This window comes from Streptomyces sp. NPDC058231, from assembly GCF_042882275.1.
In the GTDB taxonomy this organism is placed as follows: domain Bacteria; phylum Actinomycetota; class Actinomycetes; order Streptomycetales; family Streptomycetaceae; genus Streptomyces.
Map to the genome: position 1 here is coordinate 1 of NZ_JBHVWN010000067.1, position 18136 is coordinate 18136.

Below are 18136 nucleotides of genomic sequence, written 5' to 3' on the forward strand. Positions count from 1 at the left end.
GTCGTCGGTCGTCAGGGCTCCGCCAAGACTCCCACCTCCGCCTTGCGATGCACGGCACCAGACCCCGCTCCCTGATCCAGCCTGATCCATACGAAAGGCCCTAGGCGAATCGGGAGCTGGGTACCGGGCCGGGTGAGTCGAGGTGGGCGCGCGGGCCGGCGGACCAGGCACTCGCGGTGGCCGTGACGAACGCGGCGAGCGTCACGTCCGAGTCATCCGGCGTCGCTCCGTCCCCTGGGTCCGGCGCGCCGTCGGCGCGTACGACATCCGCGGCGGTCTCCGCCTCGGGCCTGGCGTCCGGGGGGAGTTGCTCGGCCCCGTCGTCCCCGTTCATTCGTCATCAGCGGCGATCATGATCGAGGAACCGGCGGACCGCAACGCAATTGCCGTCGCCACGCGGCCCGCCGCGGTCGAGCGGGAGACAGCCCATGGCGCCCGTGCCCCGGTCCTGTGAGGCAGGGTGGCCGACGTCGTCGGTCAGCCCTGGTGCTTAGTCTTGCGCCATGGTGGATGGAATCGACCGCGTGGCGGACGGCTGGGACGTCCGTTCCATGCGCGGGGTGGGGGTCAGCGAAGTGGCCGTCGGCACCGTGCTGCGACTGCACGTGGGCTCGGACGGGATCGAGGTGCACAGCGCGGCAGAGCTGACGGCAGGCGGCGGTGAGACCTACAAGGTGCACGCCCTTGCCCGGATCAATCCGGGCAAGGCGACACAGCTCCTCGACAAGGTGGTCACCGAGGTCCATGTCGCCGACTCCGGCGTGCTGAGGGTGCGGTTCGCCCAGGGGTGGCAGCTGATCGTGCCGGTGGCAACCGACGCCCTCGGCTGGGTCGTTGCCGTCCGGGGCCGATACTGCCTGAGGTCCGAACCGGGTGGCGGCGTGAGGACGTCGGATCGACGTGGGGCGAGTTGAGCGGAGTCCAGGTTCCGCGCGTACGCGCCGGTTCCGGCTCGCCCGCTCCGCTCCGCAAGCTCACGTCACAACGCCATAGGATGATCGAATGCTGGGGAACGAAGGCGCGGACACCTCTGACACCGATCACAACGACTGGGCCAGGACGCGGGCCTGGGTGCAGTCCGGTCTCCCGCGGGGCGACCGCATCGACGGTGCCGAGCGGTTGCGTGGCGGGTGGACGTCACAGATGCGACGCCTGAACGTATCGGGGCCCGGTGAGACCCGCTCGTTGGTTCTCCGCTCCTTCGTCAAGCCGTTCTTCGTCGAGCACGCGGAGGGGTTGCTCACCCGTGAGGCCGACATCCTGGGGCTGCTCGGCGGCACCGACGTACCCGCCGCCGAGTTGAGGGCCGTCGACGCGACGGCGACGCACTGCGACCACCCCTCCCTGCTGATGACACTGCTCCCCGGAAGCGTTCGACTGGGTGAGGAGGGAGCCGACCGCCGCGCCGAGCTGCTGGCCCGCCAGCTGGTCCGCATCCATCGGGTACGGGTGTCGCCGGAGCACCGACCGCGCCGCTACCAGGCGTGGACCGCCCCCCACCGGGTACGGATACCCGACGTCACCGCTCGGCCCGCACTGTGGCGGCGCTCGGTGGACGTCATCCGCCGCGAACCCCCTGCGCACCGGTCCTGTTTCCTGCACAGGGACTTCCATCCCGGGAACGTGCTCTTCACCGGTCAGGACGACGAGCTCCGGATCACCGGTGTCGTCGACTGGGTGGAGACGTCCTGGGGACCGGCGGACCTGGACGTGGCCCACTGCTCCACCGCATTGGCGTTGCTGCACGGGTCCCGCGTCGCCATGTCGTTCGCCGACCGGTACGTGGCAGCAGGCGGCGTCCTGGCCGAGGAGCCGGCCGACCACCTGTACTGGCGGATGCTGGATGCTCTCGCCTTTGCCCCGGATGCCGAGAAGGTGGCCGTCCCCTGGCGCGAGCTGGGGCGGGCCGATCTCACCCCGGCGCTGCTCACCAGCAGGCTGGAGGAGTACCTCCACACGCTGTTCGACCGCTACGGCTGAGCCGCAACAACCGCTGCCACAGCCTCCACCGGTCCCACGCGGCGGGCCGGTTCACACCTTACGCACCTGCACGCCCGCCGCGGCCAGCGCGTCGACCTCTCCGTCGGGCGCGGCCTCATCGGTGACGACGGCGTGCAGGGCGGAGACGGGCGTGACGAAGGCGAGGGCCGTCCGGGAGAGTTTCGCGCCGTCGGCGACGGCGATGATGCGGCGGGCCGATGCGATCGCGGTGCGCTTGACAGCGGCGTCGTCCAAGTCGTAGGCGGTGAGGCCGTTCGCGGCGTTCAGTCCGCAGCAGCCGATCACCGCGGTGTCGAATCGCAGGGCGGCCAGTGACGCCTCGGTGAGCGGGCCGGTCAGTGCGAGCTCACCCTGCCGGGGCCGGCCGCCGGGCACCAGCAGCGTCAGGTGCGGTGCTCCGGTCAGCGCGTTCACCGCGTGCAGGGACAGCGGCAGCACCGTCAGGCGGCGGTGCTCGAGCGCACGCGCCACCTCCAGGCAGGTGGTGCCGCTGTCGAGGACGACGGACTCCCCGTCGGCGATGAGCCCGGCGACCTCGGCCGCGATGCGACGCTTGGCCTCCAGCCCCTCCTGCACACGCAGCGCGAAGGGCGGTTCGTCGCCCCGCAGCAGCAGGCTCCTCGCTCCTCCCCGGTAACGCTCCAGGATGCCCTGGCCGGCCAGGGTCTCCAGGTCACGGCGGATGGTCATCTCCGACGCGCCGGTCAGGGCAGACAGCTCCGCGACGCCGATGCTGCCTGCCCCGCGTACGGCCTCTGTGATCTGCCTGAGTCGATCTGCACTCACCATGACGGAGATGGAACACCATTCATGTTCGAAGGGCAACTTTACGAACAATAAAGATGTTCGATATGTTCGCAGCCATGGAGAGAACACTGCGGACCGGGCGACTGGTCACGACCGCCTACTTCGCCCTCAACGGCTTCGTCCTGGGCATGTGGGTCGTTCACATCCCCGCCGTCGAGCGTCACGTAGGAATCAGCCACGCCGTGCTCGGCTGGCTGCTGCTCCTCCTCGGCGCGGGAGCCTTCGCGGGGATGCGGATCGCCGGCCCGCTCACCGACCGCTGGGGCGCCCGCACCGTCGTACCGCTCGGTGCGGCGCTGTGCAGCGCCGCCGTGATCCTTCCGGGTCTGGCCACAGGTGTCTGGACGCTGGGGGCCGCGCTCGCACTGCTGGGCCTCGGTAACGGCTGCCTCGACGTCAGCATGAACGCCCACGCCATCCAGGTCGAGCACGGCTACCGGCGCCCCGTCATGTCCGCCTTCCACGCCACCTTCTCGATCGGCGGCGTCCTGGCCGCACTGGTCGGTGCGCGCACGCTCAGCTGGGGCTGGAGCCCGGCGGCCACCCTCGGCTCGGTGGCGCTCTTCGGCGTCGTCGTCGCCGCCCTCGCCTCACGTGGACTGCTGCCGCGCGTGCAGGCCACCGCCGCTCCCGCTTCGGAGGCTGCCGCAGTCGGCGCCGCCCGACCGGCGCGGGGCACCTCCCGGCGGATCCTGGTCCTGGCCACCCTCGCGTTCATGCTGATGCTCTGCGAAGGGGTGGCCAACGACTGGAGCACGCTGCACCTGCGGGACGTCCTGGATGCGCCCGCCGCCACTGCCGCTCTCGCCTACGGCGCCTTCTCCACCGCCATGACCGCGGGCCGGCTGCTCGCCGACCGGGTGGCGATGCGCTTCGGACCGGTGGCCATCCTCCGGTACGGGGCGGCCGTGGCGGCGATCGGCCTGACCACCGCCACGTTCTCCACCTCGGCACTTCCGGCACTGCTCGGCTGGGCCGTGTTCGGGGCCGGACTGTCCGGTTGTGTCCCCCAACTGTTCAGCGCCGCGGGTCACGCCGATCGGAACGCCGCCGGGACGAATGTCTCGCGCGTCGCCGGGCTGGGCTACCTGGGCATGCTGGCCGGACCCGCCGCGATCGGGCCGCTGACCCACTTCGTTCCGCTCAACCTGACGTTTCTGCTGCCCCTCGCGTTCTGCGTCGTGGCCGCGTGCACAGCCGGTGTGCTCCGGTCACCACGCGGCGCTCCCGGTCGCCTGGAGGCCGAACCGGCATGACCGACCGGAGAGACCCCGAGTCGGCCGGCAGCCGTCCCGCGGACACTCCTCCCGAGGTGAAGGAGCGGTGACACGCAACGGGCGGTGAAGGACACAGTCCTTCACCGCCCGTTCGTCGAGCGCGACCGACGCCGCTCGGCGTCAGTAGGCCCCGAACACGTTGTCGATCGAGCCGTACTTGGCGGCGGCGTAGTTGCACGCCGCGGTGATGTTGGCGACCGGGTCGTAACTGTCCATCGAGGTACCCGGGACGTGGTAGGCCTGGAACGTCGGATCGATGATCTGCAACAGACCCTTCGACGGCGTTCCGGCGGCGGCGTTCGAGTCCCAGTTGTTGATGGCCCGCGGGTTGCCCGAGGACTCGCGCATGATGTTGCGGTGGATGCCGTCGTAGCTGCCGGGTATGCCGTGCTGAGCCATGACGGCGAGCGACTCCTTGATCCAGCCGTCGAGGTCGTTCGTGTACGTCACGGGCTTCACAACGGTGACGGGGGGCTTGGTGCCGGTCGCCGTGGACCCGCTCTTGGCACCGACGGTCAGTTTCAGGCCCACCGGAATGAGGCTCGGATTCTCTCCGACCGCTGCTCGATTGTCGTTGTACAGCTGCTGCCAGCCGCCACTCACGGAATACGCCTGGGCGATCTTGTAAAGGGTGTCACCCGCGACCACGGAATAGACGGTCGGCTCGGCCTTCGGCGCAGCAATTTCCTTGACGGAAACGGCAGTCGGCACCGCAGCCCTTTGCACGGCGACGGCCCGCGCCGGCGTGGCCGACGCAGCGGTCGCACCGATCAGCGGAAGCACGAGGACGGCTCCGCCCGTGCTCACGGCGATGAATCCGTTCCTCAGTGAACTGGACTTGAAACGACGGTGCTTACCCTTTGCAGGCATGGCGTTTTCCTCTCCGTCGCCTACGAGGTGAGCTGTCGGGTTCAGACTGGAGATGTCTGGCCGCATGAGTGCGACTTCACCCCTATCCGCTCCGGATTCCGGAGCGGCGGCTTGCCTGGGTTCCCCGTTCCTGCCGTATGGGAATGAGGTCGGGTCCCCGGACGGCGGCAGGATTCGGCGTTCCATCCGGATTGCGGCGACCGTAAGCGAGAAACTCGGAATAGAACAAGACCTGAATTCCCGCTTCGCGATTCATTTTCAAGATCGAGTAACGGAAATACCGGCGGTTCAGCCCCGGGCGCGCAGCCAAATTTCTTGGCGCAGAAGGGAACCGAGCGGGGCGCCACGACTCCTCGCAGCTCGAACGTGACTCTCGCCACTCTGCCCGAAAAGGGCGATTCATCCCGTCGCCGCCGGGCGCATATTCCATGCAAAAGCCCCCTTTATAAATAAAGAGGGCGAAATTAATCAATCATCCTTTTAGTTACTTTTGTCCGTATTCTGACTTCGGGTCCTGCCCGGCCGTGGCGACGCCGACCCGCCACGACGACTGTCTGCGCTCCGGTGCGCGCCTGTCCGAAGAAGGCCGGGGTGGGCATGCGGCCCTTGCGGGCCCATGCGGTCTCCTCCCCCGTACGGCTGACAGCCGTGCAGCACGACCCCGCCCCGAGGTCCGAGCGACAGACCCCCGGCGTTCGGTGAGGCGGCGCGCCGGGCTTCCGGGCGGCCATCGACCCACCCGGGTCATTTCATCGACCCGAGGCCGGCCGGCCCTCCAGCGAGGGTGCGAGCAAACGGCGTACGACTCCGAACAGACCGACCGGAATCCGCAGCTCGTCAGTCAAGTCACGCGCCTGCCGGAGGAATTCACCGCGCGGTGCGCAGGGACCGTCGGTCCGGTGCACGATTCCGGCACCCCGTCGACCACGCCCCCTCGTACGGCGCGGTCCCGGCCGGTGAGTGCGTGCTCCGGACCGGACAACCTGCTGAACACGCCCGTTCGCAGCCGTCACGCGTCGGGCCGAGGATGCCCACACGCCGTCAGGTCGCCGAATGCGCCCTCATCGCATGCCCGCACGTCAGTGCAGCTGCTCCTCCCAGTCCGCGGGCACCGCACCCTGGGGGCCCGGGACCGGCTGCGAAGCCGGATGCGAGGTGGGCGGGAGCAGCTCCGGTGTCTCGTAATACTTCTCGGTCTCGATGTTCCACACCCAGCTCTCCCCCGGTTCGAAGCTGGCCAGGAAGGGGTGTCCCGCCTCGCGTGCGTGCTTCGTGCAGTGCTGCGCGGGTGAGGAGTCGCAACATCCGATGTGTCCGCACGCGACACAGCGCCGCAGATGAAACCACCATCCAGGTCCGTCGCCCGCCAAGCAGTCCGCACATCCCGCACCACTGGGGACCGCGCCGAGATCGATGCCTGGGATCTGGTCAGATGTCATGTGACTTGCCTCCGTGATCAGGCGCGAGCAGGTGACCTGAAGTACCCCGGCTCGATGCGCCGAGGCCATCCGCGTCCCCTTCTGCATCGTAAGGCTGGACCAATAGGAGCGCCTGCGTCCGATGTCGCTGTCCGCGTGGGCCGGAGGGAGGCGCGCCCCGTCCGGCGGGCGGTGCCGGTCTCGACCGGTCATCGGCTACGCGGGACGGGAACCGCCGAGCCGACGCCGCAGCGCGGCGATCCTGGGGTGACGTTCGTGCATTTCGGCGGCGTGACGACCGAGCTCTTCGGTGAGGCGTTCGGTCCGCTTGTCGATGTCCAGCTCGTCCAGGATGCGATCGATCTCGGCGAGCAGCGCACCGTGCAGCTGCCACTGCCTGGGGTGCTCCTGCACGTCTTCCAGCAAGAGGCCTGCCACCACATCCCGGGTGGCGCGGCTGGACGCCAGCGCGACGGCCAGCCGCAACTCGGCCTGCTCGGCGTTGGCGGACACCGGGGTGGTGATCAGCATGGCGAAGTTCTCGATGGCCTCGGCCATCTGCGCGAAGAGTTCGCGCAGCGAGACGGCGACGTCCTCGGGGAACAGCGTCTCGTCGGTCCGGGCCTTGGCCAGGTCCGTCAGGGTGCGCGCCAGCACGCGGAGTACCACCGCACAGATCTCCAGGGTGTCGAGACCGGTACGCAGGACGACGCGGTAGAGGAGGCCCTGGCGGACCCGGGGGTTGAGCATGAGGCTCTCCTCGGCCTGCCGCAGCGAGGCGTCGACGGCCACGATGTCGTGATCCAGCCTCCGGGCATCGTGCAGCCTGGCCGCCGCCTGAGGTACCGAGATGTGCCCGCCGAGCTCCTCGCCCATGGCACGGAACATCATCCCCATCTCCCGGGCCAGCGATTCGATGGACACCCCGGCGGTCTGCACCCATACGGGCGGTGCGAAGAGCAGGTTGAACAGCAGGCCGACACCGGCACCGATCAAAGTTTCCAGAATGCGGTCCCAGGCGGTGGCGGCGACCTGGGAGACGCCGAGGACGAGCATCGCGCTGATCGCGACCTCGGGGACGAACTCACCCACCCGCACCATCCTTCCGATGATCAGCGAGCTGAAGATCGTCAGGCCGAGGCTCCACCAGGTCAGGCCCACCAGGGAACTGAATCCGATGGCGATGAGCACACCGACGACCACCGAGTTGACCCGCCGGATGCCCGTGGTGAGAGTCGCGTACAGGGTGACCTGGACGACCAGAAGGGCGGTCAGCGGGGCCGTCAGCGGCGCAGGTTGGGGCAGGGTCCACACCGCTACGACATAGGCGATGACAGAGGCCCCGGTCGAACGCAGGGTCTGTGCCGCGACCGGTTCGGTGGTCCGCCGTACGAGATTGATCACTGGTGCGGAGAGTTCAGGCATTTCACTCCCCTTCCCTTGTACGGCTGCTCGCAGCCGCACCCATCCACCGGACGGGTTGTTGTGCCGTGTTCTGCCTCGACGGGTCCGTGGTACGCCGTGCGTCCCGCGGCTCCGCCCCTCCCGACCACGGGGACAGCCGGCCGCTTGACGGCGCCGGGCGCGGTAACGGTCTCGGCGCTGACCCGGTCCACTGCGTCGCGACGGTGTGCCCCCGCCCGGCGGTACGGGTGAACAGGGTGTCTCCTCCTTCGCCCCGGAAGGACCGACCGCCCCGACCGGGCATCGTTCGGCCTGTCGCAGCCCACAAGGTTCGGCTGTCCGGAACGGTGGTGTCATCGATCGCCGCCGGGGCGGCCGGACAACGGTCACGTCGAGTTCACGGTCCGCGCCGCCGCCGGTCCGGGCGACGCGGACCGTCCTGCGCGGTCAACAGGTCCGGAACCTGCGCCGGTTGCGGCCCGGCGGCGATGTCGCCGACGAGGACGATCCGGCCCGCAGCGCGCACCTCGGGCTCGGCGGGCACCGCCTCCGGAGCGGGCAGGACCGCGTGAATGTCCGGCAGGCAACGCGGTTCGGCATGGTCCCCACTGCGGAACGACAAGCACGTGAAGACGGAGCCGTTCACCTGCGGCTGAGCGGTCCGGATGGCCGGTTCCCGGGCCGGCCGGCCAACGTGAGCAGGGCAGCTGGCCGGTCACGCCGGTCGGGCGCGTGACTCGCAGCGTTCTCGTGGGCACCCGGTCGTTCGAAGGCGTGAGAGGCGGGCCCCGACGTGGCCGACGCGGTCCGGCCCCCGGGGTCCGTCAGGGACGGTCCACGCGGAAGTGGTAACAGCCGAATTCGACAGCTCGCACGTGGACCTGGGCGGTATCCGGGTCCGCGAAGGCCTCGGTGAGGGCGCGGTCGAAGGATGCGTCGGCATCCTCAGTCAGCTCCACCATGCGGCCGCCGATGATGCGCCCTCGGTCGTCGTAGCGGCGGAAGGCACGGAGAGCGCCGGGTCGGGCCCAGGGGTAGCCGGTGCTGTCCGGGGCCCGACCGCCGCAGTCATGGGCGTGTATGAAGACCGGACCCTGCTCGTCGTACGCCCCGGGCTCCGCCCCCGTCCGGGCCGCCCAGCGACGCAGCGGGGCGTACGAGACGAGCGCGATCCGGTCATCCACGACGCTGAGCCGCAGGCAGCAGCGGAGCGGAGAGCCGCCTTCCTCGTCGACGTACGGGGACATCGGACGCCCTGCGTCGTCACGGACGCGGAGTTCCTTCAGGGTCGTGGGGGTGATGGGCCGAGGTTGATAGGTGCTGGACATGCCCTTCATCGTGGCGAGGCCGGGCCCACGGTTCCGGCGGAATTCGGACGGAGCGTTCTGGGCCAACTGCCGTGCACGGACCGGCCGGCCGAGGCGCACGGCCTCGCCGTCCCGGTCGGGGCGCCCGCGGCGTATCTTTGAGCCGACCATCGAGCGCGACCCCCCGTAGGACTCCCGCGCAACCGACCGACCACCGCGGCCGACAAGACAGCAGGACACCCGTGAGCTCCACGTCTATCCGTTTGATCGAGCCCTCCGACGGCCCCACACTCGCCGGCCTGCTCTCCCGGGACAAGCAGGCGTATGCGCGCTGGCTGCCGGCGAGACCGGCAGAGTTCTACACGCCCGACGGGCAAGCCTCGGTCATCGATGCCCTTCTGGCCTCCCACGGCGAGGGGCTCTCGTGGCCCGGCGTCGTGCTCTCCGACGAGGCCGTCATCGGGCAGGTCAACATCAGCTCGATCCTGCGCGGCCCGTTCCAGAAGGGATTCCTCGGCTACTGGGTCTCCTCTCTCCACCAGGGGCTCGGGCACACGAGCCGTGCCGTCGGCCTGGCGCTGCGGATCGCCGAAGACGAGCTGAACCTGCATCGGCTGGAGGCACACACCCAACTGGAGAACCTCGCGTCTCAGGCGATCCTCCGCAGGCACGGATTCAGTTCCTGGGGCATCGCCCATGACCACTTCTACGCCGACGGCGCATGGCGCGACGAAGTGTTCTGGGAGAGAAAACTGACCGACGGGCCCGCCACTTGAGGGCTTGCGGGGAAGCAAGGTGTTGCTTCCCCGCAAGCCCTTGGCCTCGCCGTTCCCGGTCGGGGTGCGGCTGAAGGTCGGGCAGGAACGCAAAAGTGCCTTCCTGAGCTGGGACGGTGGAAGGCCTCCACGCCGAAGGCATGGCAACTGCCGGCCGCCGTCGACGAATCCGGGGGCGCCGGTCCGCCCGGCCTCCGCCGTCCGGGACCGCTGCGGTCGTTCCGGTCCGGTGCGGTCGTCGGGTATCTCCCCGCCTGGCAGGGGGAGTTCGCAGTGCTCTGCAGTCAGGGTCCGGCCTTCGGCCGGCAGCCGGCTCCGGAGAGTTCGCCGGTCCGACCGTGTCACCCTCACCTTCGGCGGATGCGTTTCCCGGCCCGGACTCAACGGCACAGGTCGGTCTCCTGCCGCATGTGTGACAGTTTCTCGGGATTGCGCACGGCGTAGAGCCCGGTGATGAGGCCGTCGTCGATGCGTACCGCGACGACGGTGTCGATCACGCCGTCGAACCGGAGGATCAGCGCCGGAGAGCCATTGACCTGTGCCGGCCCCAACGACGACGACGCGGCGATCCTGCCCAGGCCGGCAGCCAGCAGGCGGGCCACCTTGTCGGCCCCCGTGACGGGCCTGAGCACGGCCTGCTTGACTCCGCCACCGTCACCCAGGAGGACGACATCCGGCGCGAGGATGTCGAGCAGGCCCTGCAGATCGCCGGTCCCGACCGCCCGTCGGAAGGCATCGAGCGCCTCCCGGGTCTCGGTCGGGGAGACGACGCCGCGCGGTCGGCGCGCCGCGACGTGGGCCCTCGCCCGGTGCGCGATCTGGCGGACCGCGGCCGGGCTCCTGTCGACGGCTTCGGCGATCTCGTCGTACCCGAGGTCGAAGACCTCGCGCAGCACGAACACCGCCCGCTCGGTCGGCGCGAGGGTCTCCAACACCAGCAGCATCGCCATCGAGACGCTGTCGGCCAGCTCGACGTCCTCGGCCACGTCGGGCGCGGTGAGCAGCGGCTCGGGCAGCCAGGAGCCGACGTAGGACTCCCTGCGGCGGCCGAGTGTGCGCAGCCGGCTCAGTGCCTGGCGCGTGGTGATCCGGACCAGGTAGGCGCGCTGGTCCCGTACCGTCCCGAGATCGACACCCGACCACCGCAGCCAGGTCTCCTGCAGGACGTCCTCCGCGTCGGCGGCCGAGCCGAGCATCTCGTAGGCGACGGTGAACAGCAGATTGCGATGGGCGACGAACGCGTCGGTGGCGGGATCCGTGCATCCGCCGCCGTCAGCCCGTCCGGCCGCGTCGTCCGTACGCTCGCTGTGCTCGCTCTTCACCGGCTGCTCCTGCCTGTTGGCTGTCGACGGGTGCCCTGCACACAGGACGCCGGTTCCCGCGGCTCTGTGACACCCGTGAGTGGTGACGCACATCACACGACCGCCCCGTCACAGAGGGCGGGCCGCCGGCATCTCGTGTTCGTTCAGTGCCACGCCACGAGTGAGGAAGCAGTCATGGACACCCGATTCAACATGTTCGACAACGAGATCGCCGCCAAGTTCGCCAAGCGGTTCGCCAACGCCGCCCTGGTGATCCACCGGTCGCCGCTGCCGGAGTCCACGCAGGAGCTGGTGTCGCTGCGCGCCAGCCAGATCAACGGCTGCGGTTGGTGCATCGACATGCACACCAAGGAGGCCGTGGCCGCCGGTGAGTCCGCGGTCCGGCTCAACCTGGTCGCCGCCTGGCGCGAGTCCACCGTGTTCACCGAGGCCGAGCAGGCCGCGCTGGCGCTCGCCGAGGAGGGCACCCGGCTCGCCGACACCCACCAGGGCGTGTCCGACGAGACCTGGGCCCAGGTACGCAAGCACTACGACGACGACGGGATCGCCGCGCTGGTCTGCTTGGTCGCCCTGATCAATGCGGCCAACCGGCTCGCCGTGATCGTGCACCAGCGGGGAGGATCCTACGAACCCGGGATGTTCGCCGCCGCGTTCAACTGATCGGCAGGCGCATCCGGCCCGGCCGGGGATCACACGATCCGGGCCGGTCCGGTCCGGGTGAGGCCGGAGCCGCCCACCGGAGGGGTGTCCGGACCGCCGAACCCCCGGCTCGCGCACAGAGCGCGGCGAGCCACAACTCAGAGTGGTCATCGGCTCGTTCCACTCGATGAATGCACGGTGCATGAATGTGCGAACCGGTCAGTCCCTGCCCGGCACAGCCCTTCCACGCCGGAAATCGCACACGCACCCGGCACCGCGCGGTCGGCACGAACGAGGTAAGGGGGTAATGATGGTGTGAACAAGCCGATGTCACTTCAACGATGGCGAGAACCGACCGGCGGCCTGACCGGGTCGAAAGCGAAAACGCCGCTGTGACCTCCTGTTCTTCATGCCTCCGGCTGTGTCCGGGCAGCGTCGCGGTCCTCCCCACTTGGCATTCGTCCCAGGTGCCACGGTGGCCGGACAACCCGCCCTGCAGTTCCCGCGGCGGCCGATCGGCTCCGCCCCGGGATCTCGGAGCAGAGAAGAGCCTCCGGTGAAACACCTAGCCGAGTACCTTCGCGACTCCCCCGACGCTGCCGGCCGTGTCCGTACGCGGCCCGTATCGACCGCCGGCGACTGGGCTCTGCTTCTCCTCCGGCTCACGTTCGGTCTGCTGATGGCAGGGCACGGCGCCCAGAAGCTCTTCGGCGTCTTCGGGGGCGACGGTCTCACCGCCACAAGCAAGGCGTTCGCCTCACTCGGATACCACCCCGGCACGGTCTACGCCGTCATCGGTGGCGGATCCGAGTTCCTGGGAGGTCTCGGTCTCGCTCTGGGGCTGTTCACGCCACTGGCAGCGGCCGCCCTGATCGGCGTGATGATCAACGCCATGGTGACCGTCACCGCAGTGCACGGAATATGGGAATTCAAGGGCGGCGTGGAGTACAACGTGTGCATCGCGGTCGTCGCGCTCGCCGTGGCCGCCCTGGGGCCCGGACGGTACGCCCTGGACCGCCCCTTCCGCTGGGGGAAGGGCGGTTGGTCCGAAGCCGCCCTCGCACTGGGCCTCGGCGGCGCGGGCGCCGCCCTCGCACTGTGCCTATGAGCGAATCGGCCCCACCGCTCGGCGTCGATCGCCACAGCGACGACGACCGGCCCTGTGCGCGGGTCACCGGCGGCCGGTCGCGCGGATCTCGGTCGCCGCACCCGCACCGGGCGTCCCCGACCGTGTGGACACCCGCTCACGGCGCAGGGTCTGGTGCACCGACCAGACGACGGACACGAGGGGCACTGCGACCACCGCACCCAGCACCCCCGCCGCGATCGCGCCGCCGATCACCGAGAGGGCGACCACCACCGGATGCAGGCGGACGGCCCAGCTCATCACGATCGGGTGCAGCAGGTGGCCCTCGATCTGGCCGATCACGACAATCAGCGCGATGACGACGGCCGCGACGATCGGGCCCTTCGACGCCAGCGCCACCACGGCGGCGACGCCGAGGGCGATGGGCGAGCCGATCAGCGGTACGAAGGCGGCGAAGAACTCCAGCAGCATCAGCGGAAGTGCCAGCGGCACTCGGAGCACGAACAGCGCGAGTCCGACGAGCAGGGCGTTGGTGGCGGCCACCAGAACGATGCCGCGGGTGTAGCCGGTGAACGTCCGCCACGCCGCCCGGCCCGCGATCTCCACCCGGTCCCGCGCCGTCACCGGAAGCTGTTCGCGCAGCCAGTCCCACTGCCGGTCGCCCGAGTGGATGAAGAAGACCGAGCAGAACAGCGCGAGAACGAACACGGTCAGCACCTCCACCAGCCGGCCCACACCACTGAGCGCCGTGCTGATCAGAGTGGACTGATGACTCGACAGGAACTGCCCGATCCGCTTCTGCAGGTCGGACAGGGCGCCGGGGTCCAGCCGGAACGGTGGTTCCTCCAGCCAGCGCTCGATCCTGGCGAGCCCCTCGCTGAACTGCCGCTCCAACCCTTCGCGTTCCCCGGCGACCGCCTCGCCGACGAGCGACAGGACTCCGAGGAACAGGACGATGCTGCCGACCAGCGCCAGTGCCACCGCGAGCGGCCGCGGCATCACCCGGGCGAGGACGTCCACCACCGGGCGCAGCATCGCGGTGACGACCAGGCCGAGAAATACCGCCACCGCAATCTCGTGGAACCGTCCCAGCGCCGAGAAGACGGCGTACACGACCGCTCCCACGACCAGGATCCGCCAGGCGTAGGCGGCGGCGGTACGAAGCATCGGAGGCACCGGCGATGCGTGTGCCAGGCGGGCCGGCGCCTCGTGCGAGCCCGGGCGCCGCCGTGCCGCGGGGCCGCCGACACGCGGCGCCGCACGGGTCCGGCGCCTCCGTCCTGCCGGCGCGGAGCCGGGGTCCGAGCTGTCGGGCTGCGTATGCGATCGCCTGGGCATTCCTTGCTGGTACCAGGCTGCGGCGCACCGTACCGGTTCCCGCGGCCGCAGACACGCGAAGTCACCCGACAGGCGCAGTCGCCTGGTGGATCGCGGGCTGTCGCCGTACGACCGTCGTCACTGGACGTGCGTCGTACACCTCCCGGCGTCGACGGTCGGGATGCGACGACGGTCAGGAGCTGTGCAGCCAGATACGGAGCGGGCCGAGCGTGGCGAAACCGTTGTCGAGGGCGGGCGTGAGATCGTCCCCCTGCTCGTAGCCGACGGCCGGCAGTCCGGGGAAGTGTTCTCCGGCTGCGGTGAGGGCACCTGCCCAGACGGCGGCCACATCGCTGTGGTCGACGGCGAAGACGTTGGAGATGCCCACCAGACCCGCGCTGTGATTGAGGACCGCGCCGCCGGCGAACCTCGCCCCGTCCAGAACGGCCACCACCCGCACGGACGGGTCGTCCAGCAGTTCCGGCCGGAAGATGTCCGGGGTCTCGCCGTCACCGTGCCAGGCTGCCTGCCAGTCACGGAGTCGACCGGCCGAGACGACCCACTCGGTCCGCAGACCCGTGGTCGGTGCTACCGGGATGCCGGCCGGGCGGTGGATCCACGCGGCGTCGAAGAGCTCGACGAAACCGTCCGACGAGAGATCGAGCGTGCCGAAACTGTCCTTGACCGAGCAGCCGGGTGACGCGGTGTCGATGCCGGGAAGGATGTCGGCCGGCACCGCGTCGGGGCGCAGCGTGACGGCGTCCGGGTAGTACGGCGGCGTCCGTCGGGCACTCGTCCAGGCCGCCTCACCGAAGGTTCCGGGGGTTCCATGGGTCCGGGAGACCGTGGCGCACCATTCGGCGTTGTTCCGGGCTGCGGCGACACCGAGCGAGTTGATGTTGGTTGAGGTCACCCGGCACAGGGTGTCATCGACCGAGGTCGAACGCACGCGCGTTTCAGTCTCTCCTCAGCGGCAGGGCACCGTGGGCGATCCCGAAACGGCCTGCGCCGCAAGGTGGTTGGCCGATCCCGAACCGTGGCCCGTGGACCTGACCGTGAACACCCGGCCCCGGGTCGGACGCACTGAGCCGGTTTCGACGACCGGCCGGCGGATGTGCCGACTTCCCGAAGTCATCAGCCGGGCGGAAGCCATGCCCCCTGTGCCAGTCTTCCGCCCATGTCGAAACCCACCAGTCGCTCGCGGCTGCTCCGGAACCCTGACTACGTCCGCTTGCTGAGCGGACAGACGATCAGTTCGCTCGGCTCGGCGATGAGTACGTTCGCCTTTACGCTGCTCGCCACCACACTGACGGACTCGTTGGCCCAGGTCGGTCTCGTGGCGTCAGCGTTCGGTCTGGGAACGGCCATCACGGCACTCCCCGCCGGCGCGCTTGTCGACAGACTGAATCGCAAACGCGTTCTCGTGGCCTGCTCGACTGCCGGATGCCTGTCGTACGGGTCCGTCGCAATTGCCGGATACGCGGACCGGCTGACGATCGCGCATCTCGTGCTCGTGTCGTTCACGAGCGGCATCAGCCGGGCGTTCTTCCTGCCGGCGCAGAATGCGGCACTTCGGCACATTGTCGATGAGCGTGCCATGGGAAGCGCGATGGCCGCCAACGAGGGGCGTGAGCACGTTGCCAACCTGGTGGGCGCTCCCCTCGGCGGTGCGCTCTACAGCATCGGGCGAGTCATTCCGATCGGAGTCGACGCCGTCTCGTACGCCCTGATGACGGTCTTACTCGTAACCATTCGCCGCCCTCTGCCCGCTCCGGTCGCAGACCGCCGCGAGCCGATCCTGCCGGCCATCAGGAGCGGGATCGTCTGGCTGATTCAGCAGAAGGCGATCCGCGTCATCGCCCTGGTGGCGACCCTGCTCAATTTCTGCGTCGGCGCGATCCTGATCGTGCTCGTCATCAATCTGCAGCGACAAGGTGTTCCGGCTCCGGTGATCGGCCTGCTGGAGACAGGAATCGGTGTCGGCGGACTCCTGGGCGCCATTGCCGCACCTTCCGTAATTCGCCGTTTCACCACGGGTCGAATAGCCATCGCCGCAGGCTGGATGATTGCCATGTCGTTCGCTGCCACATCCATGACTACGCGTCCGGCCGTTCTGGTTGCACTTCTCTCGTTGGCGGTCTTCACGGTACCGGCCCTCAATTCAGGAATCTTTGGGTACCAGGTAATTACCACCCCCGACCACATGCAGGGCCGGGCACAGAGCACAATTGGCTTCATGGCCATGAGCATCAGTCCGCTCGCTCCTGTCCTCGGCGGGGCATCCCTTGACCGCTTCGGGATGCAGCCGACCGTCCTGGCCTTCTCCGTGCTACTGACCATCGGTGCGCTCGCGCTCACCTCGAGCCGTCCCATCCGGACGATTCCCCTGCTCTCCGAGGTCGGGGCTCCTCGGCCCGAACCCGCCGGGACCCCGTCGGCCGAACCCGTCCCTTCGCCGACTGGCGGCTCCGGTCAGGACCGTGCTCCGAGTGCGGACGAGTAGCGGCTCCCCTTGGACCACGGGACAGCCCCCGGGCTCACATTCGTGCGGAACGGCGCACCATTTCGCGCCGGGCACCGCTGCGTCGAGCGGCCGCTCGTAGGGTGATGGGCGTGATCGCTCGCGAGGACGCAGTGCGGACGCGCCGTGGTTGGCGACCGGGTTATCCGGCCGCGGCGGTGGTGTTCGCCATCGGGATGGCCGGGACGACACTGCCGACACCGTTGTACGGCCGCTACCAGGAACAGATCGGGTTCTCCGAGCTGATGGTGACCGTCGTCTTCGCCGTGTATGCGGTCGCGGTCATCACCGTGCTGCTCGTCGCGGGGAACTACTCCGACGAGGTCGGCCGCCGGCCCGTGCTGCTGCTCGCCATGGCTCTGTCGGCCGCGAGTGCGGGTTGTTTCCTCCTGGAGAGCGGCCTGCCTCTGCTCTTCGTCGGACGGCTGCTGTCCGGCTGCGCGGCCGGTCTGCTGAGCGGCGCGGCGACCGCGGCCGTCATCGAACTCGCCGGTCCCGGGCAGAAGGCGCGGGCCGGGTTCGCCGCCACCGCGGCGAACATGGGTGGTCTGGGCTGCGGGCCGCTGCTCTCCGGCTTGCTCGCGCAGTACACGCCCTGGCCGCTGACGCTGCCGTTCCTGGTCCACCTGGGACTGGTGGCTGTGGGATGTGCGATCACCTGGTTCCTGCCGGAGACCGTGGACGAGCCGAAGCGGTGGCCACCTCTGAAGCCGCAGGGGGTCGCGGTGCCACCGGAGGTGAGGAGCGTGTTCACGCCCGCGTCACTGGCGGCGTTCGCGGGCTTCGCGCTACTCGGACTGTTCACCGCAGTCGCGCCGAGCTTCGCCGCGCAGACGCTGGGTGTGCACAATCTGGCTGTCTCCGGGGCCGTGGTCTTCTCCGTGTTCCTCGCATCGACCGTCGGACAGTCCTTGACCCAGCGGATCGGCGTCCGCCTCGCACTCCCCTTGGGATGCGGCATTCTCATCGTGGGTCTGCTGTTCGTGGCGTCGTCGCTGATCGCCGAATCCATGCCGCTGCTCGTCCTGGGTGCCGTGTGCGGCGGCGCCGGCCAGGGGCTGGCCTTCCGCTCGGCACTCACCCTGGTCAGCGGCGCGGCCCCGGCCCACCGTCGGGGCGGCACGATTTCGGCGTTCTTCGTCGTCGCCTACGCCGGGATCTCGGTGCCGGTGGTCGGGGTCGGCGCCATGGCCACCTGGCTCGGGCTGCGCCGAGCCGGACTGATCTTCACCGGATGTGTGATTCTGCTGGCAGCCGGCGCCGGAGCGTACGCCGCACGGCGACCGCCGCCGGTGGACGCAACCGATCGTCCGTAGAGCACGCGCAACGGCGGTGTCGCTGCCGACCGCGGCCCGGGTGTTCGCGGGTGCCCGCAGCTGGAGCCGCACCA

18 protein-coding genes and 1 riboswitch are annotated in these 18136 nt (G+C 69.6%); of the genes, 8 read left to right on the forward strand and 10 right to left on the reverse strand.

Features of this window, described 5'->3' with window-relative positions; translation table 11 throughout:
* Positions 1-100: 100 nt before the first annotated feature.
* Complete coding sequence (locus tag ACFVXE_RS31090) at positions 101-334, reverse strand: hypothetical protein (RefSeq protein ID WP_389676194.1); 234 nt, start codon at positions 332-334, stop codon at positions 101-103.
* 169 nt (positions 335-503) lie between these two features.
* On the opposite strand from ACFVXE_RS31090, the gene ACFVXE_RS31095 reads away from it, so the two are divergent.
* Positions 504-914, forward strand: coding sequence for a DUF6188 family protein (locus ACFVXE_RS31095; protein WP_389676195.1), 411 nt, complete (start codon positions 504-506; stop codon positions 912-914).
* Between the two features lie 88 nt (positions 915-1002).
* Positions 1003-1980, forward strand: coding sequence for a phosphotransferase family protein (locus ACFVXE_RS31100; RefSeq protein WP_389676197.1), 978 nt, complete (start codon positions 1003-1005; stop codon positions 1978-1980).
* 51 nt (positions 1981-2031) lie between these two features.
* Here the strand turns inward: ACFVXE_RS31100 and ACFVXE_RS31105 are convergent, their stop codons facing one another.
* Positions 2032-2790: a DeoR/GlpR family DNA-binding transcription regulator gene (locus ACFVXE_RS31105; RefSeq protein ID WP_389676198.1), complete on the reverse strand. Its 759-nt coding sequence runs from the start codon at positions 2788-2790 to the stop codon at positions 2032-2034.
* Positions 2791-2864: 74 nt separating this feature from the next.
* Here ACFVXE_RS31105 and ACFVXE_RS31110 point away from each other — a divergent pair, with 74 nt between their 5' ends.
* Positions 2865-4064, forward strand: coding sequence for an MFS transporter (locus ACFVXE_RS31110; RefSeq protein ID WP_389676199.1), 1200 nt, complete (start codon positions 2865-2867; stop codon positions 4062-4064).
* A gap of 141 nt (positions 4065-4205) precedes the next feature.
* Here ACFVXE_RS31110 and ACFVXE_RS31115 read toward each other — a convergent pair whose 3' ends face one another.
* The 5 genes from ACFVXE_RS31115 to ACFVXE_RS31135 form a co-directional block, all read right to left on the reverse strand.
* Positions 4206-4955 carry a transglycosylase SLT domain-containing protein gene (locus tag ACFVXE_RS31115; RefSeq protein ID WP_389676201.1) on the reverse strand — a complete coding sequence of 250 codons (750 nt, stop codon included), beginning with the start codon at positions 4953-4955 and terminating at the stop codon, positions 4206-4208.
* A 4-nt stretch (positions 4956-4959) separates the two neighbouring features.
* A riboswitch (cyclic di-AMP (ydaO/yuaA leader) is annotated at positions 4960-5145 on the reverse strand.
* Between the two features lie 889 nt (positions 5146-6034).
* Positions 6035-6394, reverse strand: coding sequence for a UBP-type zinc finger domain-containing protein (locus ACFVXE_RS31120; protein ID WP_389676203.1), 360 nt, complete (start codon positions 6392-6394; stop codon positions 6035-6037).
* Between the two features lie 195 nt (positions 6395-6589).
* Positions 6590-7798 carry an aromatic acid exporter family protein gene (locus ACFVXE_RS31125; RefSeq protein WP_389676205.1) on the reverse strand — a complete coding sequence of 403 codons (1209 nt, stop codon included), beginning with the start codon at positions 7796-7798 and terminating at the stop codon, positions 6590-6592.
* A gap of 376 nt (positions 7799-8174) precedes the next feature.
* Positions 8175-8399, reverse strand: a complete 225-nt coding sequence (locus ACFVXE_RS31130) for a hypothetical protein (RefSeq protein WP_389676207.1) — start codon at positions 8397-8399, stop codon at positions 8175-8177.
* A gap of 202 nt (positions 8400-8601) precedes the next feature.
* On the reverse strand, positions 8602-9105 hold the full coding sequence (locus tag ACFVXE_RS31135) for a DUF1203 domain-containing protein (protein WP_389676208.1): 504 nt from the start codon (positions 9103-9105) through the stop codon (positions 8602-8604).
* Between the two features lie 221 nt (positions 9106-9326).
* Between ACFVXE_RS31135 and ACFVXE_RS31140 the strand changes: the two genes are divergently transcribed.
* A complete protein-coding gene (locus ACFVXE_RS31140) occupies positions 9327-9860 on the forward strand; it encodes a GNAT family N-acetyltransferase (protein WP_389676210.1) in 534 nt (177 codons plus the stop codon).
* A 380-nt stretch (positions 9861-10240) separates the two neighbouring features.
* Here the strand turns inward: ACFVXE_RS31140 and ACFVXE_RS31145 are convergent, their stop codons facing one another.
* The gene (locus ACFVXE_RS31145) at positions 10241-11182 is read right to left on the reverse strand and encodes an RNA polymerase sigma-70 factor (RefSeq protein WP_389676211.1); all 942 of its coding nucleotides are present in this window, start codon (positions 11180-11182) and stop codon (positions 10241-10243) included.
* Positions 11183-11356: 174 nt separating this feature from the next.
* Between ACFVXE_RS31145 and ACFVXE_RS31150 the strand changes: the two genes are divergently transcribed.
* Together ACFVXE_RS31150 and ACFVXE_RS31155 are read left to right on the forward strand one after the other, a co-directional pair.
* Entirely contained in the window at positions 11357-11842 is a 486-nt protein-coding gene (locus tag ACFVXE_RS31150) for a carboxymuconolactone decarboxylase family protein (protein WP_389676212.1), read from the forward strand.
* A gap of 625 nt (positions 11843-12467) precedes the next feature.
* Positions 12468-12929: a DoxX family protein gene (locus ACFVXE_RS31155; protein ID WP_389676249.1), complete on the forward strand. Its 462-nt coding sequence runs from the start codon at positions 12468-12470 to the stop codon at positions 12927-12929.
* A gap of 63 nt (positions 12930-12992) precedes the next feature.
* Here the strand turns inward: ACFVXE_RS31155 and ACFVXE_RS31160 are convergent, their stop codons facing one another.
* Both ACFVXE_RS31160 and ACFVXE_RS31165 read right to left on the reverse strand, forming a co-directional pair.
* Positions 12993-14075: an AI-2E family transporter gene (locus ACFVXE_RS31160; protein ID WP_389676213.1), complete on the reverse strand. Its 1083-nt coding sequence runs from the start codon at positions 14073-14075 to the stop codon at positions 12993-12995.
* A gap of 343 nt (positions 14076-14418) precedes the next feature.
* On the reverse strand, positions 14419-15138 hold the full coding sequence (locus ACFVXE_RS31165; protein WP_389676215.1) for a hypothetical protein: 720 nt from the start codon (positions 15136-15138) through the stop codon (positions 14419-14421).
* Between the two features lie 264 nt (positions 15139-15402).
* Here ACFVXE_RS31165 and ACFVXE_RS31170 point away from each other — a divergent pair, with 264 nt between their 5' ends.
* Positions 15403-16728, forward strand: coding sequence for an MFS transporter (locus ACFVXE_RS31170; protein ID WP_389676216.1), 1326 nt, complete (start codon positions 15403-15405; stop codon positions 16726-16728).
* Positions 16729-16832: 104 nt separating this feature from the next.
* Entirely contained in the window at positions 16833-18062 is a 1230-nt protein-coding gene (locus ACFVXE_RS31175) for an MFS transporter (protein ID WP_389676218.1), read from the forward strand.
* The last annotated feature ends 74 nt before the right edge of the window (positions 18063-18136 follow it).